24 protein-coding genes are annotated in these 25,607 nt (G+C 63.7%); 8 read left to right on the top strand and 16 right to left on the bottom strand.

Annotated elements, in window-relative coordinates:
- Positions 1 to 26 precede the first annotated feature (26 nt).
- Positions 27 to 2,099, top strand: coding sequence for an EAL domain-containing protein (locus FJ434_RS16285; protein WP_027143127.1), 2,073 nt, complete (start codon positions 27 to 29; stop codon positions 2,097 to 2,099).
- Positions 2,100 to 2,173: 74 nt separating this feature from the next.
- A complete protein-coding gene (locus FJ434_RS16280; RefSeq protein ID WP_246672744.1) occupies positions 2,174 to 2,788 on the top strand; it encodes a polysaccharide deacetylase family protein in 615 nt (204 codons plus the stop codon).
- A 143-nt stretch (positions 2,789 to 2,931) separates the two neighbouring features.
- On the opposite strand, the gene FJ434_RS16275 is transcribed toward FJ434_RS16280, so the two are convergent.
- Positions 2,932 to 3,360: a MarR family winged helix-turn-helix transcriptional regulator gene (locus tag FJ434_RS16275; protein ID WP_140714244.1), complete on the bottom strand. Its 429-nt coding sequence runs from the start codon at positions 3,358 to 3,360 to the stop codon at positions 2,932 to 2,934.
- A gap of 145 nt (positions 3,361 to 3,505) precedes the next feature.
- Between FJ434_RS16275 and FJ434_RS16270 the strand changes: the two genes are divergently transcribed.
- Positions 3,506 to 3,913 (top strand): hypothetical protein, encoded by a 408-nt coding sequence (locus tag FJ434_RS16270; protein WP_140507285.1) that lies wholly within the window; start codon positions 3,506 to 3,508, stop codon positions 3,911 to 3,913.
- A 100-nt stretch (positions 3,914 to 4,013) separates the two neighbouring features.
- Here FJ434_RS16270 and FJ434_RS16265 read toward each other — a convergent pair whose 3' ends face one another.
- Positions 4,014 to 6,059 carry an NADH:flavin oxidoreductase gene (locus FJ434_RS16265; RefSeq protein ID WP_140749092.1) on the bottom strand — a complete coding sequence of 682 codons (2,046 nt, stop codon included), beginning with the start codon at positions 6,057 to 6,059 and terminating at the stop codon, positions 4,014 to 4,016.
- A 56-nt stretch (positions 6,060 to 6,115) separates the two neighbouring features.
- On the opposite strand from FJ434_RS16265, the gene queF reads away from it, so the two are divergent.
- Positions 6,116 to 6,577 (top strand): preQ(1) synthase, encoded by a 462-nt coding sequence (gene queF / locus FJ434_RS16260; RefSeq protein WP_140507287.1) that lies wholly within the window; start codon positions 6,116 to 6,118, stop codon positions 6,575 to 6,577.
- Between the two features lie 8 nt (positions 6,578 to 6,585).
- Here queF and FJ434_RS16255 read toward each other — a convergent pair whose 3' ends face one another.
- From FJ434_RS16255 to FJ434_RS16235, 5 genes are all read right to left on the bottom strand, one after another.
- Positions 6,586 to 7,194 (bottom strand): hypothetical protein, encoded by a 609-nt coding sequence (locus tag FJ434_RS16255; RefSeq protein WP_140749095.1) that lies wholly within the window; start codon positions 7,192 to 7,194, stop codon positions 6,586 to 6,588.
- A gap of 4 nt (positions 7,195 to 7,198) precedes the next feature.
- The gene (locus FJ434_RS16250) at positions 7,199 to 7,678 is read right to left on the bottom strand and encodes a DUF3828 domain-containing protein (protein WP_140507289.1); all 480 of its coding nucleotides are present in this window, start codon (positions 7,676 to 7,678) and stop codon (positions 7,199 to 7,201) included.
- Positions 7,679 to 7,823: 145 nt separating this feature from the next.
- Positions 7,824 to 9,806: an FAD-dependent oxidoreductase gene (locus tag FJ434_RS16245; protein ID WP_140749098.1), complete on the bottom strand. Its 1,983-nt coding sequence runs from the start codon at positions 9,804 to 9,806 to the stop codon at positions 7,824 to 7,826.
- Between the two features lie 117 nt (positions 9,807 to 9,923).
- A complete protein-coding gene (locus tag FJ434_RS16240) occupies positions 9,924 to 11,573 on the bottom strand; it encodes an ABC transporter substrate-binding protein (protein ID WP_140749101.1) in 1,650 nt (549 codons plus the stop codon).
- 46 nt (positions 11,574 to 11,619) lie between these two features.
- A complete protein-coding gene (locus FJ434_RS16235; RefSeq protein ID WP_140749104.1) occupies positions 11,620 to 13,170 on the bottom strand; it encodes a trimethylamine methyltransferase family protein in 1,551 nt (516 codons plus the stop codon).
- Between the two features lie 91 nt (positions 13,171 to 13,261).
- Here FJ434_RS16235 and FJ434_RS16230 point away from each other — a divergent pair, with 91 nt between their 5' ends.
- Both FJ434_RS16230 and mutL read left to right on the top strand, forming a co-directional pair.
- Complete coding sequence (locus tag FJ434_RS16230; RefSeq protein WP_140507295.1) at positions 13,262 to 14,164, top strand: LysR substrate-binding domain-containing protein; 903 nt, start codon at positions 13,262 to 13,264, stop codon at positions 14,162 to 14,164.
- Between the two features lie 43 nt (positions 14,165 to 14,207).
- The gene (mutL, locus tag FJ434_RS16225; protein WP_140749107.1) at positions 14,208 to 16,097 is read left to right on the top strand and encodes a DNA mismatch repair endonuclease MutL; all 1,890 of its coding nucleotides are present in this window, start codon (positions 14,208 to 14,210) and stop codon (positions 16,095 to 16,097) included.
- 22 nt (positions 16,098 to 16,119) lie between these two features.
- Here mutL and FJ434_RS16220 read toward each other — a convergent pair whose 3' ends face one another.
- On the bottom strand, positions 16,120 to 16,863 hold the full coding sequence (locus FJ434_RS16220; protein WP_181166193.1) for a hypothetical protein: 744 nt from the start codon (positions 16,861 to 16,863) through the stop codon (positions 16,120 to 16,122).
- A 126-nt stretch (positions 16,864 to 16,989) separates the two neighbouring features.
- Entirely contained in the window at positions 16,990 to 17,883 is an 894-nt protein-coding gene (locus FJ434_RS16215; RefSeq protein WP_140749113.1) for a DMT family transporter, read from the bottom strand.
- Between the two features lie 90 nt (positions 17,884 to 17,973).
- Here FJ434_RS16215 and FJ434_RS16210 point away from each other — a divergent pair, with 90 nt between their 5' ends.
- Entirely contained in the window at positions 17,974 to 18,900 is a 927-nt protein-coding gene (locus tag FJ434_RS16210; protein WP_140749116.1) for a LysR substrate-binding domain-containing protein, read from the top strand.
- A 63-nt stretch (positions 18,901 to 18,963) separates the two neighbouring features.
- On the opposite strand, the gene FJ434_RS16205 is transcribed toward FJ434_RS16210, so the two are convergent.
- Complete coding sequence (locus FJ434_RS16205) at positions 18,964 to 19,566, bottom strand: hypothetical protein (protein WP_140749119.1); 603 nt, start codon at positions 19,564 to 19,566, stop codon at positions 18,964 to 18,966.
- Positions 19,567 to 19,680: 114 nt separating this feature from the next.
- Between FJ434_RS16205 and FJ434_RS16200 the strand changes: the two genes are divergently transcribed.
- Positions 19,681 to 19,914 (top strand): DUF2093 domain-containing protein, encoded by a 234-nt coding sequence (locus tag FJ434_RS16200; protein ID WP_027143200.1) that lies wholly within the window; start codon positions 19,681 to 19,683, stop codon positions 19,912 to 19,914.
- Here FJ434_RS16200 and lpxK read toward each other — a convergent pair.
- The 6 genes from lpxK to FJ434_RS16170 form a co-directional block, all read right to left on the bottom strand.
- Entirely contained in the window at positions 19,911 to 20,936 is a 1,026-nt protein-coding gene (gene lpxK / locus FJ434_RS16195) for a tetraacyldisaccharide 4'-kinase (protein WP_140749122.1), read from the bottom strand. The two genes, FJ434_RS16200 and lpxK, sit on opposite strands and share 4 nt — an antisense overlap.
- Position 20,937: 1 nt before the next feature.
- The gene (gene waaA / locus FJ434_RS16190; RefSeq protein WP_027143202.1) at positions 20,938 to 22,254 is read right to left on the bottom strand and encodes a lipid IV(A) 3-deoxy-D-manno-octulosonic acid transferase; all 1,317 of its coding nucleotides are present in this window, start codon (positions 22,252 to 22,254) and stop codon (positions 20,938 to 20,940) included.
- Entirely contained in the window at positions 22,251 to 23,042 is a 792-nt protein-coding gene (locus FJ434_RS16185) for a lysophospholipid acyltransferase family protein (protein WP_140714217.1), read from the bottom strand. Before FJ434_RS16185 ends, waaA begins: the two co-directional genes overlap by 4 nt.
- Before the next feature lie 5 nt (positions 23,043 to 23,047).
- Positions 23,048 to 23,293, bottom strand: coding sequence for a DUF4170 domain-containing protein (locus FJ434_RS16180; RefSeq protein WP_015318348.1), 246 nt, complete (start codon positions 23,291 to 23,293; stop codon positions 23,048 to 23,050).
- Between the two features lie 76 nt (positions 23,294 to 23,369).
- The gene (locus FJ434_RS16175; RefSeq protein ID WP_140749125.1) at positions 23,370 to 24,173 is read right to left on the bottom strand and encodes a 3'(2'),5'-bisphosphate nucleotidase CysQ; all 804 of its coding nucleotides are present in this window, start codon (positions 24,171 to 24,173) and stop codon (positions 23,370 to 23,372) included.
- Positions 24,160 to 25,503, bottom strand: a complete 1,344-nt coding sequence (locus tag FJ434_RS16170) for a TldD/PmbA family protein (protein WP_140507310.1) — start codon at positions 25,501 to 25,503, stop codon at positions 24,160 to 24,162. The genes FJ434_RS16175 and FJ434_RS16170 overlap by 14 nt, the downstream gene beginning before the upstream one ends.
- Between the last annotated feature and the right edge of the window lie 104 nt (positions 25,504 to 25,607).

The following is a 25,607-nucleotide window of genomic DNA, read 5'->3' as shown; positions in this document are numbered from 1 at the left end:
CGTTGGCGAGAGGACCGCCCCCGAACATGTCTCAGCAGCCGGTGCAAACCGTTTCAGGCAAGCTCATACTGCTGATCAAAGCTGGCTACTGGCTGGCGCTGCTGATCATTGCCGCCATGGTGGCGGCCTCCTTCGTCCTGCTGCAGCAGACGATGGCCACGCAGCAGCACAACAACACGCTGCTCGACATCGTCGGCACGCAAAAAACGTTATCGCAGCGCATCGTTTTCCTTGCCAGCGCAACGGGCGCCGCCTCGCGCGACAAGCAGCCAGCGCTGGTTAGCGCGCTGAAGCAGGCCACGGCTGAGTTCGAGACAAGTTATGATCTGCTGCTCAAGCAGACAGGCGCGGATCCGCAATCGCCTGCCAAGCTCGATCCGAAGTCGATCGAGAGCGTGCTTTTCGCCAAACCCTTCCATCTCGACTATTTCTCGGTTGGCCTGATCGCCAATGGCGATCGGCTGGTCTCGGCCTTTGAATCGCAACTCAACCAGCTCGACAATGGGGGCTACAAGGGCGGCGCCGAACGAGTCAACCTCGATGCCTCGGTCGCCAATGCCACGCTGTCGGGCTATGCCGCGCTCGGCCAGCGTATCAGTGCGGATGCCGACGAGCGCTCCGAGAAGCTGCTCACCCTCCATCGCACGCTGTTCTACGCCACCCTCGGTGTCATCCTGCTGGTGGCGCTGTTCATCTTCAGGCCGATGTCCAACGCGATCCTGCGCAAGACACGTGAACTGGTCGATGCGCGCAATTCGATGGCCTTCATCGCGGTGCATGACGGCCTCACTGGCCTGCACAACCGCACCTTCCTGACCGACCATTTCGAGACGCTGATCAAGGGCGCGCATCGCCGGCGCGAACGCCTGGCCGTGGTCCAGCTCGACCTCGACCGCTTCAAGCAGATCAACGATACGCTGGGCCACGCTGCCGGCGACTATGTCCTGGTGGTGACCGCACAGCGCATGCGCGATTCCTGCCGGGCGTCGGATCTGTGCGCGCGGCTTGGTGGCGACGAATTCGTGATGATCCTCAACGGAGCCGGCAACACCGAGGACATCAACATGCTGGCACGGCGCATCCTGGTGCACATCAATGAGCCCATCGTGTTCCAGGGCACCACCATCCTTCCGGGCGCCAGCGGCGGCATCGCCGTCTACCCGATCGATGCCGACAATGCGCAAGACCTGCTCGTCCATGCCGATCTGGCGCTTTACTCCGCCAAAAAAATGGGTGGCGGCAACTTCTCGTTCTTCTCAGAGGAACTGCGTCGCGAGCTCGACTACCGCAAGCAGCTCGAACACGACATCAAGGTCGCCATTTCCGAAAAGGCGTTCCAGGTCTATTTCCAGCCGCAGGTCTCGCTGACCGACGGCACCATCAGCGGCATCGAAGCGCTCGTGCGATGGAACCATGCCGAGCGCGGCATGATCTCGCCGGGCGAGTTCATTCCGGTCGCTGAGAAATGCGGCTTCATGCCGGAGATCGGCCGCATCGTGATCAGCAAGGCGATCAACGAGGCCGCTGAATGGAACCGTGCCGGGATTGCCTTCGGGCGGCTTGCCGTCAATGTCTCGGGCACCGAGTTGCGCGAGCACGATTTCGATGCGTTTCTGTTCGAGACGTTGGAGAAGGCCGGACTACCGCCACAGAAACTGTCGCTGGAAATCGTCGAATCCGTCATTCTCGACGACGAGAAGACAGGCATCGCGGCGAAGCTGCGCCACATCAGGGCGGCCGGCGTCCATCTGGAGCTCGACGATTTCGGCACCGGCTATGCTTCGCTCAGCCACGTCAATCCCAACGAGATCGACCGGCTCAAGATCGACCGCCGCTTCGTCCAGAACATCCATGAGAATGGAGACAACTCCAAGATCGTGCGCGCCATCACGGAGCTTGCCCGGGGGTTGGGCATCTCCATCGTCGCCGAGGGCGCCGAAACCGAGGCGGAACTCGATTCGCTGATGGCAATCGGCTGCGACCAGGTGCAAGGCTATTCGATCGCTTTTCCGATGCCGCATGACAAGGCGCTTGAATGGCTGACCGCCCGCATGCCGAAGAAAGCCAGGCTGACGGTATTGCAGGGAAGCCTGGCGTAGGTGGAGCCCGGCCAGCCTTGACAAGTAGCCGCGAAAATGGCGGCCTGCCCTGATCGCAACGGGATAGCGGCCGCATGACATTCCTTCGGCTTGCCCTGGCAGCCATGTTGATGCCGGCGTTGCCGGCCTATGGCGCGCATCGCACCATCTATCTCACCTTCGACGACGGTCCGCTGAACGGCACGAGCAACATCCTCGATGTCTTGGAGGCGGCGCAGGTGCCGGCAACGCTGTTCATGGTCGGCATGCATGCCGAAGCCAGTGCGTCCAACAAGGCGTTGGTACGCCGCGCCAAGGCGATGCCGCTGGTGACGATCGGCAACCACAGCTACAGTCACGCCTACAATCACTACCGGCACTTCTATGGCGATACGGTAGGCGTGGTTGCCGACATGCTCATGGCCAATGCCGTATTGGGCCTGAAGCCGGCGGTGCACGCCCGCCTGCCGGGACGCGATGTGTTCCGGCTGCCTTCGATGTCGAAGAACGACAATTCGCTTGGACAGGCGCAAGCCGGGCGTGAGGATCCCGACTATGAGTTTGTCGCGGCGTCCGGCTTTTATCTCTATGGCTGGGATCACGAGTGGTGCACAAGGACAGCGGCGAGCCGGTGCAGAGCGTCGACCATCTGGTCAGCGAGATCGATCACTTGTTCGGCTACGGCCATTTCGCCAAACCGGGCAAGTTGATCCTGCTCATGCACGACGAGATGTTTCAGGACGGCTTTGACGGCAAGACGCAATTGACCAAGCTGATCACCGCATTGAAACTGCGCCACTATGCGTTTGGAATAATCAAGAGCTATGACGACTGAGCCATCAGGTCGGCACTGCTAGCTCCCCACATTCTCCCGCAACGCCGCGAGCACCTGTGCAAACTCAGCCAGACGCTCATCGGACAGTCCGGTGCGAAGCCGCTTGTCGAAGACGAGCGCGGCTTGCCGCAACGTCTCGAACAGCGCTTCTCCCGCCTCCGTCAATTCCACCATGTGAACCCGTCGGTTGACGGGGTCGCGCCGCCGCGTCAGCAGGCCCTGCACCTCCATCGCATTGAGATGATGGGTCAGCGTCGCACCCTGGATGCCGATCATGCCGGCAAGTTCGCGTTGATTGGCAAGCTCGCTCGACTTGACCGACAGCAGCGTGAGCCAGACCGGCAAGGTCCCCCCCGCTTCAACCAAGGCAGCGTCGAAGGCCTGGGTAACAAGCTTGGCGGTGCGGCCGAGATTCATGCCGACCGGCGGGCGTTCAAACGGTGTCATGATCTGACAGTAGAGCAAGCAATGGAAACGTGAAACTCGGCTTCATGATTGACATCTAACCGTTAGATATCTAACTTTGTCTTATTGATGGCATCGCGACATGGTTGCGGCGCGCAGGCGGCGGGCGAATGAGAGGAATGCGGTCATGCAATATGTTTATATCGTCGTCATCGGCCTGCACGTCATGGCCGGCGTCTTCTGGGCCGGCACGACCATCGCGGTTGCCCGCGATCCGGACATCCGGGCAGAGCGGTTCTTCCGGCCGCAAATGGGCGCGGCCGGTTTGGCTTTCCTGACCGGTTTGCTGCTCTGGTATTTCTTTCATGAGGGTGCTTTCGGCTCGATGGAGAAGGTACTGGCGCTCGGCATTTTGACGGCGCTGATCGCCGCTGGCGTGCAAGGCGCGCTTGTGGGCTCCTCCAGCAGGCAGCTAGCCGGCGCCGATGCCGCAACCCAAACAGAGCTGCGCGCAAAAATGACCAGGGGTGAACGCATCGCCGGCGGGCTGTTGGTCATCACCGTGCTTTGCATGGCGACCGCCAAGATGTTTTAGAATCGCACGGCCGGTGAAAGCCGATCATGCGCGGCGCGCAACGGACCAGAGCGGTAGGTGGCTCTCCTTGCAAAGGCCGTTGCGCGCCATCTGGTCGTGATCAAATCCTGATCCCGAACCTTATGCCGTCATAGATGGCGGCGTGGATGTTGCGCGAGGCGATCGCATCCCCGATGCGGAACACGACGAAACCACCTTCCGAATTGCGCGATGGGAAGATATCGCCGCCGCTCACCAGCCGCTCATAATCGATCGCGCCGCCATTCCTCGACAGCGGCTTTAGCGACAGATAGAGGTCGTCAAGCGGCGCCGTGCCGTGCTCGACCACCACCTGGTCGACCCTGCGCTCCCCGCGCCAGCCATCGGCAAAATCCGAAGCGAGTTCCGCGACCAATTGATTGCCCTCGCGCCGCACAGAGCGCAGGCGTGTGTTGATGGTGATGGTGACGCCCCTTTCCTGGAAGGCGCGCATGTACGGCACGTGGTTCATGCCGCCCATTTCGGGGGCGAAGAACCGCTCTGGCGAAACCAGTTCCAATTTCGAGCCGCCGTTGGCAATCAGTTCGGCCGCGCCCATGCCCTGATGGCCGCCATTATCGTCAAAGAGAAGAACATTCTCGGCCGGCTTGACGCTGCCGGCCATGATATCCCAGCTCGAGATGACGAGATTGTCGCCGGAGGCCAGCGGCGGGTTCTGCGGCAGGCCGCCGGTGGCGACGACCACCACGTCAGGGCCCAGGGCCAGGACGTCGTCCTGCTCGGCCCAGGTGTCGTAGCGGATCTCGACGCCGAGCCGTTCGAGCTCGGCCAGACGCCAGTCGATGATGCCGATCAACTCCTTGCGGCGTGGGTTCTGGGTCGCCAGGCGGACCTGGCCACCCGCTTGTGATGATGCTTCCAGGATCGTGACCTGATGGCCGCGCTCGGCCGCGACGCGCGCCGCCTCCAGTCCGCCGGCGCCGGCGCCGACGACCACGACTTTCCGCCTAGGCCTTTCCGTCTTGGCGATGATATGTGGGATATCCGCCTCGCGGCCGGTCGCCGCATTGTGGACGCACAGCGCCTCGCCGCCTTCGTAGATGCGATCCAGACAATAGGTGGCGCCGACACAGGGACGGATCTCGTGCTCGCGGCCCTCCATCACCTTCCTGATGATGTGCGGATCGGCGATGTGGGCGCGGGTCATGCCGACCATGTCGAGCTTGCCGGTGGCGATCGCATGGCGCGCGGTGGCGACATCGGAAATGCGCGCCGCGTGGAAGGTCGGGAATTTCGTCGCCGCCCTCACCTCGCCGGCGAAATCGAGATGCGGCGAAGACCGCATGCCGGTCACCGGGATCACCTTTGTGAGCGCCGCATCGGTCTCGATCGAACCACGGATGATGTTGAGGAAATCGACCTTGCCGGAGCCGGCCAGCCGCCTGGCGATCTCGACGCCCTCCTCCTTCGACAGGCCTTTCTCGAAATCCTCGTCGGCGACCATGCGGATGCCGACGACGAATTTCTCGCCGACCGCCGCTCGCACCGCATCAAGCACCATGTTGGTGAAGCGCAGGCGATTGTCGAGCGAACCGCCATATTCGTCACCGCGATGATTGGTGGCAGGCGACCAGAAGCCGTCCATCAGATGGCCGTAAGATTCGAACTCGATGCCGTCGAGCCCGGCTGCCTGGCAGCGCTGGGCCGCCGATGCATAGTCGGCGACGATGCGCTCGATATCCCACTCCTCGATGCTCTTGGGGAAAGCACGATGCGCCGGCTCGCGCACCGGCGAGGCTGACAGCACCGGCAGCCAGTCGGCCTTGTTCCAGCCGGTGCGGCGGCCAAGATGGGTGATCTGGATCATCACCTTGCAATCGTGCTCGTGGCAGGCGTCAGCGAGTTCGGCCAGCCACGGCACGATGCGGTCATCATAGACATGCAAATTGCCGAAGGCGGCTGGGCTGTCGCGCGAAACGATGGCCGAGCCTGCGGTCATGGTCAGCGCCATGCCGCCCTTGGCCTTTTCGGCATGGTAGAGCCGATAGCGCTGCTTCGGCATGCCGTCCTCCGAGTAGGCCGGCTCGTGGCTGGTCGACATCACCCGATTCTTCAGCGTCAAATGCTTGAGCTGGTAAGGTTGGAGAAGCGGGTCGTTGCTGATCATCGTCTTCCTGCCGTTTTAATTTGTGCTAATGAGCGGCAAATCCAAGGAAACCGCTTATGATCGATACCAAAACCCTCACCCAGCTCGGCACGCACGTCGAGACGCCACAGAGCCCCGAAGCTGCGGTCCTGGAAACCGTGCCGTTTTCTCGCGGCGACGGACCGCCGGCGATCGTGCGCTTCACCTGCCCGGAATTCACCTCGCTCTGCCCGGTGACCGGACAGCCGGATTTCGCTCATATCGTCATCGACTACGCACCCGATGCCGCCCTGGTGGAATCGAAGTCGCTGAAGCTGTTCATGACCTCGTTTCGCAACCATGGCGCTTTCCATGAAGACTGTACGGTGATGATCGGACGTCGCATCGTGGCCGCGACCAAGCCGCTCTGGTTGCGCATAGGCGGCTATTGGTATCCACGCGGCGGCATTCCGATCGACGTGTTCTGGCAAACCGGCTCTCCGCCGGAAGGCGCCTGGCTGCCGGACACCGGCGTCGCCCCCTATCGCGGGCGCGGCTAGTTCGGCCATCATTCGCACTGGTACTGGCTTAACGCCCATTCGCCGGTCACCGACAAAAGGTCCGATATCTTCCATTCGCCGCCGACCTTCTTGAACTTCCATTCGAGGCGGTGCGGGTTGCCGCCGACGACGAAGGCGACGATGACCTTGGCCTGATCGCCATTGATCGCTTCGAGCGTCTTCAGGCTTTTGTCGATCTCGGCCTCGTCGTAGTCCGCATTGTCGAGCGCCATGTTGGGGTCCAGGCACTCGCCCTGCCCGGATTTGCGCAAGGCATCGCTCTTGTCGAGCACGGTTTTAGCCGGGTCGGTGAAATGGCCGCGCTGGGCCGGATCGACCTCCAGGCCGACCTGATCGTAAAACGGCCGCACCACCGCTGTCGGCGATCCCGGCTGGATGGGGGCGGCAGGCTCGCTCGGCGGCCATGCGACGGGCGGCGTCGCCGGCTCCGCGGCTCCGCCAGGCGCGGTTGCCGGCGGTATCCGGCCGTCATCAGGCGCGGTCCCGGCAGGCGCATTTGCCGGCGGCGCGCCCAACAGGCCCTGAGCGGATGCGCCGTTCAAGCCAGCCGCCAGCAGGCACATGGCCGACAATGACAGGAGCGCGCGACCGGCCATTGCTTCACTCCGGATCTTGGCCCGCCATGCATTCGAGCTGGCTCAGCGTCCAGTCGCTGGTCTTCGATGCAATGTCCGATATCTTCCATTTGCCGTCGACCTTCTTCAGCGACCAGTGCATTTCGCGCTGCGCATCGTCTCCTTCCGGAAAAAGACTGAAGTTCGCCACCACTTGCGCCGTGTCGCCATCCACCGTCTCAGACAGCTTCAGTGTCTTGGAAAGGGTCTTTTGGTCGAAATCCTGCGCATCGAGGCCGGGGTCGAAGTCGATACAGGCGACCTGGTCCGGATTCTTCTTGGTCGCCTGGTCGTTGAGGTCGAACAATTTCGTCACCGGCTCGGTGAAGCGATCGCGGTATTGTGCGTCGGCCTCGAACTTGACCTGCGGGACATAGAAGAACTTCACGGCGTCGGAAGCCGGACCGGCCACGGCGGCGGCGGGCAAGGCTATCGAAAGGGCGGCAAGGAGCACTGTCAGTCTCATGCAGAATCTCCGGCTTTTCATGGCTTGAAGCAACCAATACCACGCATCCTGCATATCGGCTTTTTTGCGGTTCATGAAGCCCGCCTGCGCACGCATCACGGCTGAAGCGGGTCATCTCGACGGGACGTGCAGGCGAAGCTTGCACTCAGAGGCCGAGCGCTGCCTTGCGTCCGTCATGGATGGCGAATGCCACCTGCCTGGAAGAGGTACAATCACCAATCGAAGTGTGGGCAATCTTGCGCCTTTCGAGTTCAATGGAAAGCATGTTGGCGGCCATATTCGTCGTGGCGAAGACCAGCGCATCGGCTTCGATCTCCTGCTCGGTTTCATCGAGCAGCGAAGCGACCCTGGCCATCCTGCCATCCCAGTGAACGACGGCGCTCTCGGTCACAAACCGCACCTTCAGCTTGGCGAGCGCCCGCCGCAGCGGCGCGTCGACGGCCATTCGCTGAAGCTCTTTGCCAACCAGGGCGTCCGGTGTCACAAGCGTCACATTGTGACCGTCCTCGGCGAGTTTCCAGGCGGTGCCGCAGCCTTTCCAATTGCCGCCATCGTCCAGCAACAGAACATTTTTTCCCGGCCTCGCCTCACGGGCCATCACCGCTTCGGCCGAGAGCACCGGCCCGCCGCCTGGAATGCTGTCCCACTGTGGCAAGGCCCGCTGGAAAGCGCCGTCTGGCGGCATCGAGCCGGTCGCGACGATGACGTGATCCGCGCCTTCGCGCTCGACATCGTCGGCTTCGACATACTGCCCGTAGCGGATGTCGACCTGAAGCTGGCCGAGCTGGCGCTCGTACCAGTCGATCAGATCCAGAATCTGGGCACGGCGCGGCTGCAGTCCCGCAAGACGGAACTGCCCCCCAAGGCGGTCGGATGCCTCGGCCAGTGTCACCCGGTGTCCGCGCTCGGCCGCGGCGCGCGCCACTTCGAGCCCGGCCGGGCCGCCGCCGACGACCAGCACGCGCTTCGGCTGGGCGGCCGGAGCGAAGCGATCTCCGCTCCACTCCCATTCCCGCCCCGCGGATGGATTGATGACGCAGCTGATCCAGTAATCACGGCTGCGCCGGCCCCAGCACATCTGGTTGCACGACAGGCAGCCGCGAATGTCCTGCGGCCGTCCGGCGGCGGCCTTTGCCGCAAGGTGCGGATCGGCGATCTGCCCGCGCACGATGGAAACGAGATCGGCGCGGCCTTCGCTCAACACGCTCTCGGCGTTCTCGGCGGTGCGGATATGGCTCTCGGCGGTGATCAGCGCATGACGCACGGTGGATTTGAGCACGGACGCCAGGTCGGCACCGAGCTTTTCGGGATAAACAAAGGTCGGCATGATCTTGTAGAAGTCGAAGTAGGAACCCGTTCCGCAAGTCACATAGTCGATCAAGGTATCGCGGTCGTGGAGGTCGATTATCTCGGCCAGCGCTTCGCGCTTCAGCGCCACTTCGACTTCCGGCTCATCACTGATAGCAAGACCGATGATGAAATCATCGCCGCATTCCCGGCGAATCCTGGTCATCACCTCACGGCTCATCCGGGTGCGGTTTTCAAGGCTGCCGCCCCATCGGTCGTCGCGGCGGTTCGACCAGGGTGTCCAGAACTGGTCCAGCATCGAATGGTACGCCGCCCAGACCTCGACGCCGTCGAAGCCGGCCTCGCGGCAACGGCGCGCCGCCTGGACAAAGCCGTCGATCGTTTCTTCAATCTCGGCTTCATACATCCGATGCGAACCATCGGAATCGTGGTAGCTCGGCAGGCCGGAAGGCGACCAACCGGGGTGAAACGAGTTGTCCGCGTCCGCGTGCTGGCCGACGTGGTAGAGCTGCTGGATGGCGACGGCGCCGTTGCCGCGAATTGCCTCCGTCACCTTGCGAAAATGCGGGATGACGCGGTCATCGGACGGGCTGAAGTTGCCACGGGTAAGCACGGCGGCCTGATGCACGGGCATTGGCTCGACCACGATCATGCCGGCGCCGCCGATGGCGCGCTCCGCGTAATAGCCGACATGCCGCGCGGTCGGCAGCCCCTCCACCGCCATGTTGGCGGTATGGGCTCCGAATACGATCCTGTTGCGTAACGTCTTGCCGCGCAGAGTGGCCGACGTGAACAGCCGGTTGAAGACCCGCCCAGACATGCACCGCTCCTTCAAAGCTTTGGCGGCGGCACCCAGGCGCCAGCGCTCGCAACCAAAGTCGATTCTTGCCGGAAAGCCGGCACCTTGGAGGTGCCGGCTTTGCCGCGATCCTTGAAGCTAGGCGTCCAGCCAGACGTTCTGGAGATCCATTTCGAAGGTCTGGTGGACGCCGTAGTTCTTCACCTTCTTGTTCGTATGGCTGTAGAGCTTCTGCCAGAACGGCTGGATGATGACGCCGGAGTCCTGCAGGATCTGCTCGACATCCTTCATCACCTCCTTGCGCTTGGCGACGTCGATCAGCGAGAGCGCCTGCTTGAGCTTGGCGTCGAAATCGGGATTGGAATAAGCCGATTCATTCCACGCCTCGCCGGTGCGATAGCCCAGCGCCAGCACCTGGACGCCGAGCGGGCGCATGTACCAGATGGTCATCGAATAGGGATATTTCGTCCAGTCATTCCAGAAGGTCGAGCCAGGCAGCACGGTGCGCTTGACCTTGATACCGGCGTCGCGCAGCTGGCCGGCGATCGCATCGCCGGTGTTCTTCTGCCAGTCGTCCTCGATGGTGATCAGCTCGTGCTCGAAGTCGGCTTGGCCGGCGTCCGCCATCAGCTTCTTGGCGCCCGCGGCATCGCGCTCCTTCTTGGGCAGGGCATAATATTCGGGATGGATCGGGCTGACATGGTGGTTCTCGCCGACCGTGCCCCGGCCATTATAGCCGAGTTGCAGCACCGCGTTGTTGTCGACCGCCATCTGCAGGGCATTGCGAACGCGCTGGTCGTCATAAGGCTTGTGCGTGATGTTGGTGCGGGCAACCAGCGTGGTGGCGGTCGCGACCTCCGATTTCTGCAGCCCCATCTTGTCGAGTATGTCGATGAAGTCGGCGGGCGACTCGAAGTTGAGGTCGATTTCACCGGAATCGAATGCATTGACCGTGGCGTTGAAGTCGGTGCCGTAATCGATGAACTCGACGCTGTCGAGCGGGGCTTCGCCACCCCACCACTTGCCGTTCTCGCGGCGCTTGACCACCGCCTTCTGGCCGACGTCGTAAGAGACCAGCTCGAACGCTCCCGTGCCGATCGGCTTCTTGATCGGATCGGCGCCATCGGCATCGAAATTCCGGTGCACGATAAGGGCGGGGTAATCGGTGAAGTTCGGAATGAGCGAAATGTCGGGCTCGCTGAGCTTCAGCTTGACCGTATTGTCGTCGACCTTGGTGATGGCACCGTCCCTGGCCTTGCCGGTCTTGGCATCGATCAGCGCACCGACGCGCGCCGCCATCGAGTTGCCGGCGACCCCCTTCTCGCACCAGCGCGTCACATTGTGCACCACGTCATCGGCGTTGAAGGCATCGCCATTGTTCCAGGTGATGCCCTTGCGCACATGCAGCGTGTATTCGGTGGCGTCGTCGTTGATGTCCCAGCTTTCGAGCAGCACCGGCTCGAAGGTGAATTGTCTGGTGTAGCGAACCAACGGCTCCAGCCAGCTGCGCGAGATGTTGGCCAGTTCCACCCAGTCGTAAGTGCGCGGATCCTTCTGCGCCTTCACCGCCATCGAGACGTGCAGCGTCCCGCCCTTCTTCGGCTCCTCGGCCAGAGCTTGCGTCGGCGCGGCGAGGCCGATCATGCCATAGGCAAACGCCGTCGATGCACCAAGCGCGCTGGCCAGCGCCAGGAACTCGCGCCGGTCCATGCGGCCCGCCCGCGCCTCCGTTGCCATCGCTTCGATAGCCTGCGGCACACGATCGCCATTACTTTTGAAAACCGTCATGTCACTCTCCCCTTGTTGTTCCCGTCAGGTCTTTGTCTGTTGTTTTTCAACTAACGCTGTCGGGCAATTTTTCCTCGCGCCGCGCGATCAGATCCTTGAGACCGTCGGCGATGCCTTCGTCGAGTTTCGGCTCCTCATAATCGGCGAGCATGTTGCGCGCCTTCTCGCGGCCGCGCGTATCGTGGTCCTTCGCCCCTTCCGCCTTCCATTGTTCGTAGGAGTTGAAGTCCATGATGCTCGGCATGAAGAAAGCCTTCTCGAAATGCTCGAGCGTGTGCTGAGTGCCGAGGAAATGGCCTTGCGGCCCGACCTCGCGGATCGCCGCCATCGCCTCCTTGAAATCGTCGAAAGGCAGGCCGCCCGCGTATTTGTACCAGCCGACGAGCTGTTCGCAGTCGGTGGCGAATTTCGAGTAACCGCAGGTGAGACCTGCTTCCAGCCAGCCGGCCGAATGCCAGATGTAGTTGGCGCCGGCAAGGATGGCGGCATGCATCAGCATGTTCGCCTCGTAGCCGGCCTGGGCATCGTTGAGCTTCGAGCCGACATGGAAGCCTGACGTGCGCCAGGGCAGTTTATATTTCCGCGCCAGCGCACCCATCAGATACATCATCTGGGCGGCCTCCGGCGTGCCGCCCATCGGAGCGCCGGTCTTCATGTCGACCGTGACCATGAACTGGCCGTAGATCTGGGGTGAACCCGGGCGGATGAGCTGGGTGAAGGCCACCCCGGCAAGCGCCTCGGCGTTGACCTGCGCAACCGCGCCGACGGCCGACGCCGAGGTCGAGGCGCCGCAGAGCGCGAAGGGCGCCAGGATCAGCGGCTGATTGTGGCGCGCATACACCCTCATGGCGTCCAGCATGGTGGCGTCCCAGACCAGCGGCGAATTGCAGTTGGTGATTGCAACCAGCACCGGATTGTCGCGGACGAATTCCTCGCCGAACACGATGCCGGCCATCGCCATCGTATCTTCCGCCCGCTCCTTGGACGTCACAATGCCCATGAACGGTTTGTCGGAATATTTCAGCGCCGAATGGATGATGTGCAGGTGCCGCTTGGGCACGGCAATTTCCATTGGCTCGCAGATGATCGAACTCGACGAGTGCAGCGCCGGCGCCATGTAGGCGAGCTTGTGGAAATTGTTCAGGTCGGCAAGCGTGCCGTAGCGCCTGTTGTTGTCGAGGTCGCGCACATAGGGCGCGCCATACATCGGCACGAAGATCGAGTTCTTGCCGCCGACGCGCACCGTGCGCTGGGGATTGCGCGCGTTGAGCGTGAACTCGGAGGGAACCTTGGAGACGAGTTCCATCAGCAGCGCGCGATCGATGCGGACCCGCGTTTCCCGGACATCGGCACCGGCCGCCTTCCACAAGGCGATGGCCTCGTCGTCGCGGAATTCGCAGCCGACCTCTTCCAGGATCGAAAGCGACTCCTCGTGGATCAGTTCCACCGCCTCATCCGGAACCATCTGGTACACCGGGATCTGACGAACCAGGGTTGGGAACGAGGCGACCGGTGCCCCACGGAGCGCCTTGCGCCCGAGACGGCCACCGCCACGGCGATGGGTCGGTTCGGTCAATTCAGCGGCGGGTGCGTTCATGAGACCTCCTAGCGTCCGTTCCAGCCAAGTTAGCGAGGCGAAACATGGCTGTGACGCTGGAAAATCCTGATCTTTTGTATAAGCTGTGCTTATGCGAAGCCTGCGCCACCTCCTGCCGTCCGCCGGCAGCCTGATCGTCTTCGAGGCGGCGGGCCGGCTGTCGAGCTTCACCGCCGCCGGGCGGGAGCTTGGCATGACGCAGGCGGCCGTCTCCTATGCGGTGCGCGGGCTGGAAGAACAGCTCGGCGCCAAGCTGTTCCAGCGCCGCCACCGGCAAGTCAGCCTGACGGAAGCCGGCGAGCGGTTCCATGCCGACGTCTCGCTGGGCTTGTCGCATATCCGCAAATCCGCCGAGGATCTGCGCCTGCAGGCGACCGGTGGCCATGTGACGCTTGCCGCCTCGACCGCTTTTGGCTCCTTCTGGATGATGCCGCGCCTGCAGCAGTTCCGCGACGAATTGCCTGGCATCGACCTGCGCATCCAGACCGCCGACCGTGATCTCGACATCATCGCCGAAGGTATCCCGCTGGCGGTGCGCGGCGGCGAGCCCAGAGAATGGCCGGACTACCACTCGCTGCCGCTCGCCGATGAGGAGATCTTCCCCGTCGCCGGAACCAGCTACTTGGCCAAGTTCGGCATGCCGGGAACCGTCGAGGAACTGGCCACGCACCGTCTCATTCACCTCGAGGAGCCGTATCGTGAAGCGGCAAGCTGGGACGAATGGTTTCAGTCGGCCGGCGGCAGCCTCAGCAATACCGCGCGAGGCCTGCGCATCAATGATTATGGCCTGGTGATCCAGGGGGTCATGGAGGGGCAAGGCATTGCGCTGGGCTGGCGGCACCTTGCTGAGCGGCTGCTGGCGACGGGCCTGCTGGTACCGGTGACGAACCACGTGCTCAAGACCGGCAAGGCCTTCTATGTCGTGTGGCCGAAGAACCGCGAGCTCTCGGACAATGCCCGCAAGGTAAGAGACTGGCTGGTCGCGCAGGCGTAAAGTAGCCTCGCACGCACCGACCGAATCCGTGTAAGATCTGATCATGCCCATCCGACAGCTTTCCGAAACGATGATCAACCAGATCGCCGCCGGCGAAGTCATCGAGCGTCCGGCGAGCGTGGTCAAGGAACTGGTCGAGAACGCGCTCGACGCCGGTGCGAGCAAGGTAGAGGTCGTCACATCGGGCGGCGGGCTGAACCTTATCCGCGTCACCGACGACGGCTCCGGCATTCCGGAGCAGGAGTTGGCGCTGGCGATCGCGCGTCACTGCACGTCCAAGCTTGCCGAGGACATCCACGACATCCGCTCGCTTGGTTTTCGCGGCGAGGCGTTGCCGTCGATCGGCTCGGTGTCGCGGCTGTCGATCCGCTCGCGCACGGCTTCGGGCGACAGCGCCGCCGAGATCGGCATCGAGGGCGGCCGCGTCCTGCCCATCAGGCCGGCTGCAGCCAATCGCGGCACCACCGTCGAGGTGCGCGACCTGTTCTTCGCCACGCCGGCACGGCTGAAATTCATGAAAGGCGAACGCGCCGAAAGCTCGGCCATCAGCGACGTGGTCAAGCGCATCGCCATCGCCTTCCCCACAGTGCGTTTCACCCTGGCCGGGTCCGACCGCACGACGCTGGAACTGCCGGCGACCGAGGACAGCGCGGAAGGCAGCCTGCGCCGGATCGCGCAGGTGATGGGCGCCGACTTTCCCGACAATTCCATTGCAATCGACGCGGTGCGCGAAGGCGTGCATCTGACCGGCCATGTGTCGATCCCGTCCTTCACCCGCGCCAACGCGCTGCAGCAATACGCCTATGTCAATGGCAGGCCGGTGCGCGACAAGCTGATCGCCGGCGCCATTCGCGGCGCCTTCGCCGATGTCCTGCCGCGCGACCGCCACGCCGTGACCGTGCTGTTCCTTTCGCTCGATCCGGCCATCGTCGACGTCAACGTCCATCCGGCCAAAGCCGATGTCCGCTTCCGTGATCCGGGCCTCGTGCGCGGCCTGATCGTCGGCGCGATCCGGCAGGCGTTGGCCGATGCCGGCATCCGCTCCGCCACCACGGGTGCCGCAGGCATGATGGCTGCGTTCCGTCCGGGCGCCGCGCCCTATGACCACGGCGGCCCGACAAATGGCCATCGCAGCTACGAAGCAGCTTTCCGCGCGTCCGGCTCCGCGGGTTTCGATCCTTCGCGCTCACCGCAGCGGCCGCTCGACATGCAATTCGCAGGAGCAGCTTTTGAACGCGGCAACGCAAGAACCGGCGGCTTCGGTGAACCCGACCAGGGGGCATTCGATGCCGGCCCGCTCGCCAGCGCCGATGCGCGCGCCGGGCAGAATGAGGCAACCGAGACGCTGCTCGGCGCGGTGCTGGGTGCCGCGCGCGCCCAGGTGCACGAGAACTACATCGTCGCCCAGACCAGGGATTCGCTCGTCATCGTCGACCAGCACGCGGCGCATGAGCGGCTGGTCTATGAAGCGCTGAAGAACGCCCTGCACTCGCGGCCAGTGCCCTCGCAGATGCTGCTTCTGCCCGAGATCATCGACTTGCCGGAAGAGGACGCCGAGAGGCTCGCCATGCATTCCGAAACGCTCGCCCGCTTCGGCCTCGGCATCGAGCGTTTCGGCCCGGGCGCGGTTGCCGTGCGCGAGACGCCGTCGATGCTGGGCGAGACCAATGTCCAGCAATTGGTGCGCGACCTCGCCGACGAGATCGCCGACAACGACACGGTCGAGACGCTCAAAGGTCGGCTGGACAAGATCGCGGCGACCATGGCCTGCCACGGCTCCGTGCGCTCCGGCCGGCTGCTCAAGGCCGAGGAGATGAACGCGCTGCTGCGCCAGATGGAGGCGACGCCGGGCTCAGGCACCTGCAATCATGGCCGCCCCACCTATATCGAGCTGAAGCTGGCGGATATCGAAAGGCTGTTCGGGCGGCGGTGAACCGGCCCCAACGGGCCAGCTCTCATTTCCTCTGCTGATATTTCCTTGTCCGTGAATTGAAGACGTAATCGACCGCGGTTCCGGCGCCGCCGCCTTGAAAATTCACGGAAATGATGTCCTTGCCTTGTTCCACCCATTTCTGGACGTTCATGTAGATGGTCGTCATCAGCATACCGGCACTGCAAACGTCGTCATCGGCGAAGGTAATTTCCTGGACAACCTTGCGGCTGCTCTTTTTGATGACCTGCACTTTTTCCATGCAAAGACCGGCGCTGGTATTCGTGTAGATTCCCGAAAACCTGTCGGTGGCTGTCTGCGCCCAAAAGGGAATCTCGACAGTGCCGTCGATCTTTGCCTCGCCGGTGTCATCCAGGCTCGCTATTTTCTTGAGGGTGACGGGATATCTGTCCGTGCCTTTGCTCCAGCTTCCTGTCACAGCATTTCCCTTGAGATCGAGGGAGAATGGGCACCTTGCAGCGTTGATGGGGGGACTCTGATAAAATTCCTCGTCGTTTGAAAACTCGCAAAGCACGAACCTGGTGCCGCTGACCGTGCCATACAGCGCAATCGGGATTTGCTTCGCGTCGTAGAAGTAGCTTCCATCGACCTTCGGCGCGCTGCCTAAGCTGTCATATGTCTGGATGGAGAAATGGATAGGAGATGCCCCGAGGAAACCCTCGTAGTTTTCCACGTGGTACCAACCCGCAACGGCTTTTGCGTTGAGCAGCAACAAGCAAACGACCGTTGAGATAAAACGTCTTCCCATCCCAACCCCGCTGCGCTCCGCGACGGCAATCCGCCAAGACTGCGTGACAGTTGCCTTGCGTCGCGGCAGCCGTCAACTGAAATCCGTGGTTCCTGATAAGTCAGGGAAAGATCGCAACCTTTTGAATTAGCGTTTCAAATTTACCACGATAACGCCGCCGAGCGCCAGCGCGCCGCCGAGAATGCCGAGCAGCGTCGGCACCTCGCCCAGCCAGAAGAAGCCGATCAGTGCCGACATCGGCGAGACCAGGTACAAGAAGTTCGAGGCACGCGCCGCCGGCAGACGCGACAGCGCAGTCGCCCAGGCCGCATAAGCGATCAGGCTCGGCACGATGCCGAGATAGATGACGGCGCCGAGGCCGGCGGTGTTCGCGACCGCGGCCTGCTGCAGAGCAGCGGGCAGGAAGGGCGCCAGGCAGAGCGCGCCGAGCACCATGTTGGACGCCGCGATGGTCAGCGGATTGTGGCGGGCAAACAGCGGCTTCTGGACGATGGTGTTGACGGCCGAGCAGAGTGCCGAGCCAAGCACCAGCAGCGCGCCGGCATTGAAATGAAGGCCATGCCCGTCGGCGATGGCGATGATACCGATGCCGGCGAAGGAAATGACGGTACCGACCCAGGCCAGGCCTGAGAAGCGCTCACCAAGCAGGGCCATCGCCATGATGGCGGTGAAGATGGGACTGACATTGATGATGAAGCCGGCTGCTCCGGCCGAGACGGTCTGCTCGCCAAAATTGAGCATCGCCGTGTAGAGCGCGACGAAAATGGCGCCGCCGAAGGCGAAGCGCCAGAAATCGCCGATCCTGGGCAGCGCCGGACGCTTGACGGCAAGGAAGATGGCAGCCGGCACGGCGGCTATGGCAAAGCGCAGGGCGCCAAGCTCCAACGGCTGGAAAGCGGCGAGCCCGGCCCGGATCGCCGGGAAGGCAGAGGCCCAGCCGATCACCGTCAGCGCCACGGCGATGGCGGCCGTGGTGTCCATCCGCTGTGTCGAATTCAACGTGCCTGTGGTTGCGCTCATCTCATTGCCCTCGGATTCTTCGGTCTCGGCAGCAGAAAACGCCCTTTCAGGTCAATTGACAAACGACCAAATCAAGGGTCACCTGTGAGCATGGATCACAGCTCGAACAGTATGCTGCCGCTGGAGACATTGCGCGCCTTCGACGCGGCGGCCCGGACGGGAAGCTTTTCGGCCGCCGCTGAAAAACTCAACCTCACCCATGGCGCCGTCAGCCGGCAGATCGCCAAGCTCGAGGACTGGCTTGGCCTGAAGGTTTTCGAACGCGGCGCGCGCGGCGTGTCGCTGACCAACGAAGGCAATCGCCTGCATCTCAGGACCACCGAAGCCTTCGCGCTGATATCGGTCAATTCGGATCGGTGGGTGGAGCCGCGCGGCACCGCCGTGGTGCGCCTGGCCTCCATTCCATCGGTGAGCGGCTTGTGGCTGATGCAGCGCATGGCAACGCTGGAAAACGACCCTACCCGCCTGCGCATCGTGCTCGACGTCGACAACCGCCAGGCCGATCTCGCCGACGAAGGCATCGATCTGTCGGTCCGCTGCGGTCGCGGCCGCATTCCGGGCCGCGTCTCGGTGCAACTGTTCGAAGAACATCTCTTCCCGATCGCCTCGCCGGGCCTTGCAAGAGAGATCGGCGCTGGCGACCCGGCCCGGTTGCTCAAATTCCCGCTGATCAACGATTCCGACGCTTCGGGCTGGCGCGCCTGGTTCGCCGCGCAGGACATGGATTACCGGCCGCGCCCGCAAGACCGCCGCTTCGAAGACTACAATCTGGTGCTCGATGCCGCAGCCCATGGCCTCGGCATCGCGCTGGCGCGGCCGCCGCTCACCGAGCACCAGATAGAATCGGGGCGCCTCGTCGCCGTCGACGATCGCACCGCGCTCAATCCCGTTTCCTACTGGCTGGATCGTCCGGTCGGCCGACCGCGCGCGGCCGCCGCCGATCTCGCCAGGCGCATTGCCGAACAGGCCGGGCTTGCTTCGGCAAGGCTGGAAGCTTTCCTGCAGGATGACGATTAGGCTGCGACACGTCTCGGAGACAATGCGTGGCGGTCCCCTGTCGGAAATCGCGTGATACCTGCTTTAACGGAACAGAAAAAGCACAATCATGGTAGTCGCGGCCGAGACGATGGCCGTCACGATCGATATCGTCCACAGCGACGACGGAGCTGGCTCGGATCGTGGAGCATGGCCCGCCGGTCGGATGGAGGCGCCGCGCGGTTGCGGCGCGTTGGCGTTGGCCGCGACCAGCACCGCGGCGGAAACGACCGCGGGCGAAAATGTGGACGAGGCCGAGGCCGGCGCCAGTTTGGGTGTGCGGTCGGTGACCGTTATCTGCGGCGGGGCGAAGCCGCGCGAAGCCTGATCGGTGTCCGTCCCTGTCCCACCCGTCGAGGCTCGTGGCGGTGCATGGTGGGTGGCGGCGTCAAGTTCCATGACGGCCCGGTAAGCATCCTCGATCTCGGAGGATGACAGGCGTTGCGACGTCTGAGCGGCCGGTCGCGGCAGCGAGCCTTGCAGCGCCTGGGCGGCGAACTGCGCCGATTGCACCATCGCGGGCGCCGGCGGCTGGACGAGCGCCTTGACCAGCGCCGCGGTCGCCGGGTCGGCCTTGAGGGGAGGCACCGGCTGGGGCGTGAGTGCTTCTTTCAGCAAAGACGGCATGCTTGCATTGGCGATGTCCATGGCGCTTCCTGACAACCATTGTGCCGAAGGGCAATATTATATGAGCATTGCGCCAAGCTTGACCTTGCCCACGATTTATGGCGATTGAATCCCAATGAACTCAAGTACCACCGCATGATGAACCGTTTCGAAGGCCCGGGCGGCAAGGAAGCCCGCATCCGCTATCTCGATGGCGATTTCCAGGTCACCAGCCCCGGCTCGTTCGTGCGCTGCGCCGTGACGGGCGAAAACATCCCACTGGACGAGCTGAAATACTGGAGCGTTGCCAGGCAGGAGCCCTACGTGAACGCGAGCGCATCGCTGCGCCGCGAAATCGAGGTGCATCCGGAACTGCGCAAGCGGGGCTAGCCTCTCAGCTTACGCTGGCGCCAGGCATCGAGCGTTTCCTCGATGATGCGCTCGGGAACGTGATCAAGCTCGAAAATCGTGTCGATTTCCAGCACGTCGAGACGGTCGAGAAAATCCTGCGGGGCGCCATGGCGCAACCGGGCGGCGTCCTTGGCGGTGGTGATCAGGCCAAGGCCTTCGGCCCGCGCCGTCGCGGCCAGTTCGGCGAGCTCGTCCTCGGCGTAGAAGTGATGGTCCGGAAAGGGCCTGGACAGGATCACTTCGCCGCCGGCCTCGCCCACCGTGTCGAAGAACTTTTCGGGATGACCGATGCCGGCAAAGGCCAGAAACCGCTTTCCGGCAAGCCCCGCCTCGCTGCTCGGCTCCGTGTGGGCCTCGAAGATCGGCCGGCCGGCACGCGCTGCCCGGCGGACCACGGCATCGGCGGCGGTGCCCTCGCCCATCTTCAGCAGCCCGCTGGTGAAGACCAGCTGGTCGACGATTTTGGCCCTGAGCGGACCGCCCGGGATGACGCGGCCATTGCCGATCCCATAACGGGCATCGACCACGACCAGCGCATAATCGATGTGAATGCGCGCGCTCTGGAAGCCGTCGTCCATGATCAGGAAATCACAGCTGTGCTTTTCCAGCAGCAGCCGGGCGCCGGCGGCACGGTTCGGCGTCACTGCAACCGGGGCATGTTCAGCCAACAGAAGCGGCTCGTCGCCGACGTGCTTGGCGCTGTCACGACTGATATCGACGACATGCGGTTCGGCGAAGGAACCGCCATGGCCGCGCGACAGGAAACCGGGCTTCAGCCGCATGCGCTTGGCCTGTTGGGCGAGCGCGATCGCCACCGGCGTCTTGCCGGTGCCGCCAACGGTGAAATTGCCGACGCACAGAACCGGCGCCTGGATCTTCTCGCGTCGGGCCCGCCGCATGCCGCGACCGGCGACCAGCGCATAGACAGCCGACAGCGGCGATAGCGCCAAGACTTTCCAGTCCGGCTCTTCCCACCAGAATGGTGGTGCTTCCGAGGCCACGCTAACGCCCGTTCGCGCCCTTCAGGCGCGCCTTGACCACCAGCGGCTGGATATAGGGTTCGAGCGATTTGAGTGTGCGTGCCAGTGCGCCGCGCATCTCATCGACAGTCGCGATTCCCGCCGCCATCATCTCGTGGCGAGCCACTTCGTTAGTCAGGAGGAAATTGACGGCGCCAGCCAGCATGTCGCGGTCGCGCACCAGCTTGGCGCCGCCGCTGTCGAGCAGGCGTTGATAGGCCTCGCGAAAATTCTGCACGTTGCGACCGGCGAGAACCGCCGTGTCGAGCATGGCCGGCTCGAGCGGGTTCTGGCCGCCTTCGGAGGTCAGCGAACGGCCGACGAAAGCGATTTCGGTCAGGCGGAGATAAAGCCCCATTTCGCCGATCGTATCGCCAAGCAGGATATCGGTGTCGGGACCGATACGGTCACCCTTGCTGCGCCGCGCGACCTTCAGTCCCATGCCGGAAATCTGCGCGGCAAGGGCTTCGGCCCGATCGGGATGGCGCGGGACGACGATTGTCAAAAGGCCGTGGTGACGCTTGTGCAGCGTCGCGTGGACTTCCGCGGCGACCACTTCCTCGCCATCATGGGTCGAGATCGCCGCCCAGGTCGGGCGACCGCCGATCTGCCGCTGCAAAGTGGCAAGCGCCCGTTGGTCGACCGGCGGCGGGTTGGTGTCGACCTTGAGATTGCCCGACACCGTGACCGGCCGGGCGCCGAGCGCTCGAAAACGCTCGCCGTCGACGTCGGACTGGGCAACGACATGGGCCAAATTCTCGAACAACGCCTCGGCGATGTTGGCCCGCTTCTTCCACGAGGTGAACGAGCGATCGGAAAGCCGGCCATTGACCAGCACCTGCGGCACGTGGCGCGCACCGAGTTCGAGGATGGTCATCGGCCAGATCTCGGATTCGGCGATGATCGCCAGATCAGGTTTCCAGTGATCGAGAAAGCGGCTGACCGCCGGCTTCAGATCGAGCGGCACATATTGGTGGATGATGCGGTCGCCGAGCCGCTCGTCCACGACCTGGGCGGAGGTCACCGTGCCGGTCGTCAGCACGATGTTGACGCCATAGTCGAGGATGCTTTCGACCAGCGGCACGACGGCCAAGGTCTCGCCGACGCTCGCGGCATGGATCCAGATCACCGGCCCCTCGGGACGCGGGCGGCCGGCGACGCCATAGCGCTCGCGCCTTCGGTTGCGGTCTTCCTTGCCGCGCGAGGTGCGCCAGGCGACGTAAGGCCCGACCAGAGGATAGGCGGCTGCGCCGGCAAAACGGTATGCCGACAGCATGGTACGTGCCCAGCGGCCGCTCACCGCGGACCATCCACGAGACGGTAGGCCTCGGCGGTCGCGGCGTTGAGGGCGGCCGTCACTTCCTGGCGCTTGCGCTCCATTTCGGCATCATCGGCATCCGCCGCCACAAAGATCGGCGTGCCGATGGTCACGGCGGAGCGGCCGAAGGGCAGGTTGATGGTGGTTTTGTCCCAGCTCTTTTCCAGCACCTTGCGGCGGCTGGTGGCGATGGCGACGGGCAGCAGCGGCCGGCCGGAGAGGCGAGCCAAAAGAACGATACCGAGCCCTGCATCGCGAGGGGTACCGTGGGGAATGTCTGCGATCATGGCGACGTTCTTGCCTGCGGTGAGCGACTTTTTGAGGGCGATGAGGGCCTTGGCCCCGCCCTTGTCGAGATGCCTGGCATTCTCGCGCCCGCCCGAACCGCGCACTGCCTCGATGCCGAATTTCTCCAGCATCAGGGCGTTGAGTTCGGCATCGGCGCTGCGCGACACCATGGCGACCAGCGGCTTGCGCTTGGGGTAATAGGCCGGCGTCAAAAGATGCTGGCCATGCCACAGAGCAATGATCCCCGGCTCGAACTCGGCATAGGCGCCGCCCGCAAAGCGGGCCGATCCGGCGACCAGGGGGCTGGTCAGGCGAACCAGCCGCACGAACTGCGCGAGCAGGCTGGCAATGGCGTTCTTGACGAATCGGGATTGCGCGAGCGGCTCGCGAATCCTGCGCCAGAAGGCCTTGGTCGTGCGGCTGCCGCCCCTGCCCGTGGGCGCGGCCTCGCTGGCTGGCTCTTTCGCCAGATCACGCTCCATCGAAGTCAACCGGCGGCCTTGCTATCGGGATCCAGCAGACGGTGCAGATGAACGACGAAATAACGCATATGGGCATTGTCCACGCTGGCTTGTGCCTTGGCTTTCCACGCGGTGTGCGCGGATTGATAGTCGGGATAGACACCAACGATGTCCAGCGCGTCGAGATCGCGGAACTCGGTGCCGCCAAGCTTCTTGAGTTCGCCGCCGAACACCAGATGCAAAAGCTGTTTCTTTCCGTCTTCCGCGGCCATGTCGGTCCTTCACATATCGTGAGTTTGTCACAGGTCTAGACCAAAGCCGCCGACTTTGGAACCTTCGAAAATGCTTTCAGCCATCCAGCCCGGCGATGACATCGACAAGCACCGCCAGCAGGTCCCCGCTGCCGGCGGCGAGCGCGCCGTGACGGATCACCTCGCCGGCATAGAGCGGCGCCCGGCCATTCGGGTCGAGCAGCTGGCCGCCCGCTTCGCGCAGGATGAGATCGGCGGCGGCAATGTCCCAGTCATGCGCGTTCGGCTTGACGAACGTTGCGTCGAGCGTCCCGTTGGCGATCATCGCCAGGCGGTAGGCGAGCGAGGGGATGTAGGGTGCCCGCTGCAGCCGCTTCTGCCAGCCGGCAGGCACCATGTCGATCAACTGCTTCAACCCTGAAATTTCAGCCTTGTCGTCAGGCTTGCGTACCGCGATGCGCTTGTCGTTGCGGAAGGCGCCCTGGCCGGGTAGCGCCCAGTAAGTCTCATCCATCGCCGGACATTCGAGCACGCCGGCGAGCGTGCGGCCAAGCTCAACGACGGCAACGCTGACGCACCAAGTGGGCTGGCCTTCGAGGAAGCCGCGTGTCCCGTCGATCGGGTCGACAACGAAGGTGCGGCGCGCCGAAAGCCGTGCCGGATCGTCGGTCGTCTCTTCCGACAGCCAGCCATAATCCGGCCGTGCCGCAAGCAGCGTCTGGCGCAGATACGCATCGGCGGCATGATCGGCTTCACTGACCGGCGAGGTACCGCCCTTCATCCAGACCTGCGGATTGTTGCCGAAGTAGCGCATGGCGATAAGACCGGCCTCGCGGGCGGCGTCGCGCAGCAGCGGCAGGTCCTGATCGGCACCGGCAGTGGTCAGGTCATGCTCCGGCAAGGGTCATGCCTTCGATCAGGAGTGTCGGGGCGGCAGTACCGAAATTGCGGTCGAGGTCATTCGCCGGCACCATGTTGAGGAACATCGTCTTCAGGTTCGAGGCGATGGTGACTTCGGCGACCGGATAGGCAAGAGCGCCATTTTCGATCCAGAAGCCGGAGGCGCCGCGGCTGTATTCGCCGGTGAGCATGTCGACGCCCTGGCCAAACACTTCGGTGACGTAGAAGCCGGTCTTGAGCGAGCCGATCAGGTCTTCCGGCGAGCGCTCGCCCGCCTCGATGGCAAGGTTCGTCGACGACGGCGAGACGGAGGAGCCGCCGCGTGCGCCACGACCGTTGGTGACGAGGCCGAGTTCCCGGGCCACCGATGTCGACAGGAACCAGTGGTTGAGGACACCCTTTTCTATCATCAGGAGCTTCTCGCCCTCAATGCCTTCGCCATCGAATGGGCGCGAGGCCTGGCCACGGCGCCGCAACGGGTCGTCGGTGACGGTGATGGCGGCAGCGGCCACCTGCTTGCCCATCATGTCGCGCAGGAACGAGGTCTTGCGGGCGACGGAAGCGCCGTTGATGGCGCCGGCGATATGGCCGGCAATGCCGCGCGCGACGCGCGGGTCGAACACGACGTCGACCGGTCCGGTCGCCGCCTTGCGCGCGCCAAGGCGGCGCACCGCCCGTTCACCGGCCTTGCGGCCGATGTCCTCGGGTGAGTCGAGATCGGCAAAATGCTGGCGCGAGGAGAATTCATAGTCGCGCTCCATGCCGGTGCCCTCGCCGGCGATCACGCTGGCCGAGCGCGCAAAGCGCGAGCCGACATAGTGGCCGAGAAAACCGTGCGAGGTGGCCAGAACCAGCCCGCCAAGCCCGGCGCTGGCATTGCTGCCGGACGAATTGGTCACGCCCTTGACGGCGAGAGCCGCCGCTTCGGCCGCAAGCGCGGCTTCTTTCAACTGGTCGGCCGACACTTCGGTCGCGTCGAACAGGTCCAGATCGCGCGTCTGCCTGGCGAGCAGCGCAGGGTCGGCAAGACCCTGATAGGGATCCTCGGGAGACACCTTGGCCATGGCGACGGCACGCTCGGCAAGCGCCTTCGGATCGGACGCGGCGGTCGCCGATACGCTGGCCACACGCTGGCCGACGAAGACCCGTAGCGAAACATCGTCGCCCTCGGAAGCCTCGGTGTTTTCGACCTTGCCAAGCCGCACCGAGACGCCGGTCGAGCGGCCACGCACCGCGACGGCGTCCGCGGCATCGGCGCCGGCGCGTTTGGCGGCCTCGACCAGGGCTGCGACGCGGTCCGTCAATTTCGCAGCATCCAGCTTGTCGGTCATACACTTGATCCTGTTTCTTCAGCCTGTCCGGAAGGTAGGTGCTGCCGCACCATCTATTGTTCCAATGCCGCTTGTGCAATGGCAGAAGGGCAATCAGGATGTCG

The organism is Mesorhizobium sp. B2-5-13 (genome assembly GCF_006440535.1).
Lineage (GTDB): Bacteria > Pseudomonadota > Alphaproteobacteria > Rhizobiales > Rhizobiaceae > Mesorhizobium > Mesorhizobium salmacidum.
The sequence above is the reverse complement of the archived record's forward strand: the minus strand, read 5'-3'. Positions and strand labels throughout refer to the sequence as shown.

Bases quoted from the DNA above. Each gene is read 5' to 3' on its own strand.
- FJ434_RS16275 (WP_140714244.1), bottom strand. From the start codon at position 3,360: ATGACACCGTTTGAACGCCCGCCGGTCGGCATGAATCTCGGCCGCACC.
- FJ434_RS16280 (WP_246672744.1), top strand. From the start codon at position 2,174: ATGACATTCCTTCGGCTTGCCCTGGCAGCCATGTTGATGCCGGCGTTG.
- FJ434_RS16215 (WP_140749113.1), bottom strand. From the start codon at position 17,883: ATGAGCGCAACCACAGGCACGTTGAATTCGACACAGCGGATGGACACC.
- FJ434_RS16285 (WP_027143127.1), top strand. From the start codon at position 27: ATGTCTCAGCAGCCGGTGCAAACCGTTTCAGGCAAGCTCATACTGCTG.
- FJ434_RS16235 (WP_140749104.1), bottom strand. From the start codon at position 13,170: ATGAACGCACCCGCCGCTGAATTGACCGAACCGACCCATCGCCGTGGC.
- mutL (WP_140749107.1), top strand. From the start codon at position 14,208: ATGCCCATCCGACAGCTTTCCGAAACGATGATCAACCAGATCGCCGCC.
- FJ434_RS16205 (WP_140749119.1), bottom strand. From the start codon at position 19,566: ATGGACATCGCCAATGCAAGCATGCCGTCTTTGCTGAAAGAAGCACTC.
- FJ434_RS16245 (WP_140749098.1), bottom strand. From the start codon at position 9,806: ATGTCTGGGCGGGTCTTCAACCGGCTGTTCACGTCGGCCACTCTGCGC.
- queF (WP_140507287.1), top strand. From the start codon at position 6,116: ATGATCGATACCAAAACCCTCACCCAGCTCGGCACGCACGTCGAGACG.
- FJ434_RS16230 (WP_140507295.1), top strand. From the start codon at position 13,262: ATGCGAAGCCTGCGCCACCTCCTGCCGTCCGCCGGCAGCCTGATCGTC.
- FJ434_RS16240 (WP_140749101.1), bottom strand. From the start codon at position 11,573: ATGACGGTTTTCAAAAGTAATGGCGATCGTGTGCCGCAGGCTATCGAA.
- FJ434_RS16265 (WP_140749092.1), bottom strand. From the start codon at position 6,059: ATGATCAGCAACGACCCGCTTCTCCAACCTTACCAGCTCAAGCATTTG.
- FJ434_RS16220 (WP_181166193.1), bottom strand. From the start codon at position 16,863: ATGGGAAGACGTTTTATCTCAACGGTCGTTTGCTTGTTGCTGCTCAAC.
- FJ434_RS16255 (WP_140749095.1), bottom strand. From the start codon at position 7,194: ATGGCCGGTCGCGCGCTCCTGTCATTGTCGGCCATGTGCCTGCTGGCG.
- FJ434_RS16170 (WP_140507310.1), bottom strand. From the start codon at position 25,503: ATGACCGACAAGCTGGATGCTGCGAAATTGACGGACCGCGTCGCAGCC.
- FJ434_RS16180 (WP_015318348.1), bottom strand. From the start codon at position 23,293: ATGGCCGCGGAAGACGGAAAGAAACAGCTTTTGCATCTGGTGTTCGGC.
- FJ434_RS16200 (WP_027143200.1), top strand. From the start codon at position 19,681: ATGATGAACCGTTTCGAAGGCCCGGGCGGCAAGGAAGCCCGCATCCGC.
- FJ434_RS16250 (WP_140507289.1), bottom strand. From the start codon at position 7,678: ATGAGACTGACAGTGCTCCTTGCCGCCCTTTCGATAGCCTTGCCCGCC.
- FJ434_RS16210 (WP_140749116.1), top strand. From the start codon at position 17,974: ATGGATCACAGCTCGAACAGTATGCTGCCGCTGGAGACATTGCGCGCC.
- FJ434_RS16185 (WP_140714217.1), bottom strand. From the start codon at position 23,042: ATGGAGCGTGATCTGGCGAAAGAGCCAGCCAGCGAGGCCGCGCCCACG.
- FJ434_RS16270 (WP_140507285.1), top strand. From the start codon at position 3,506: ATGCAATATGTTTATATCGTCGTCATCGGCCTGCACGTCATGGCCGGC.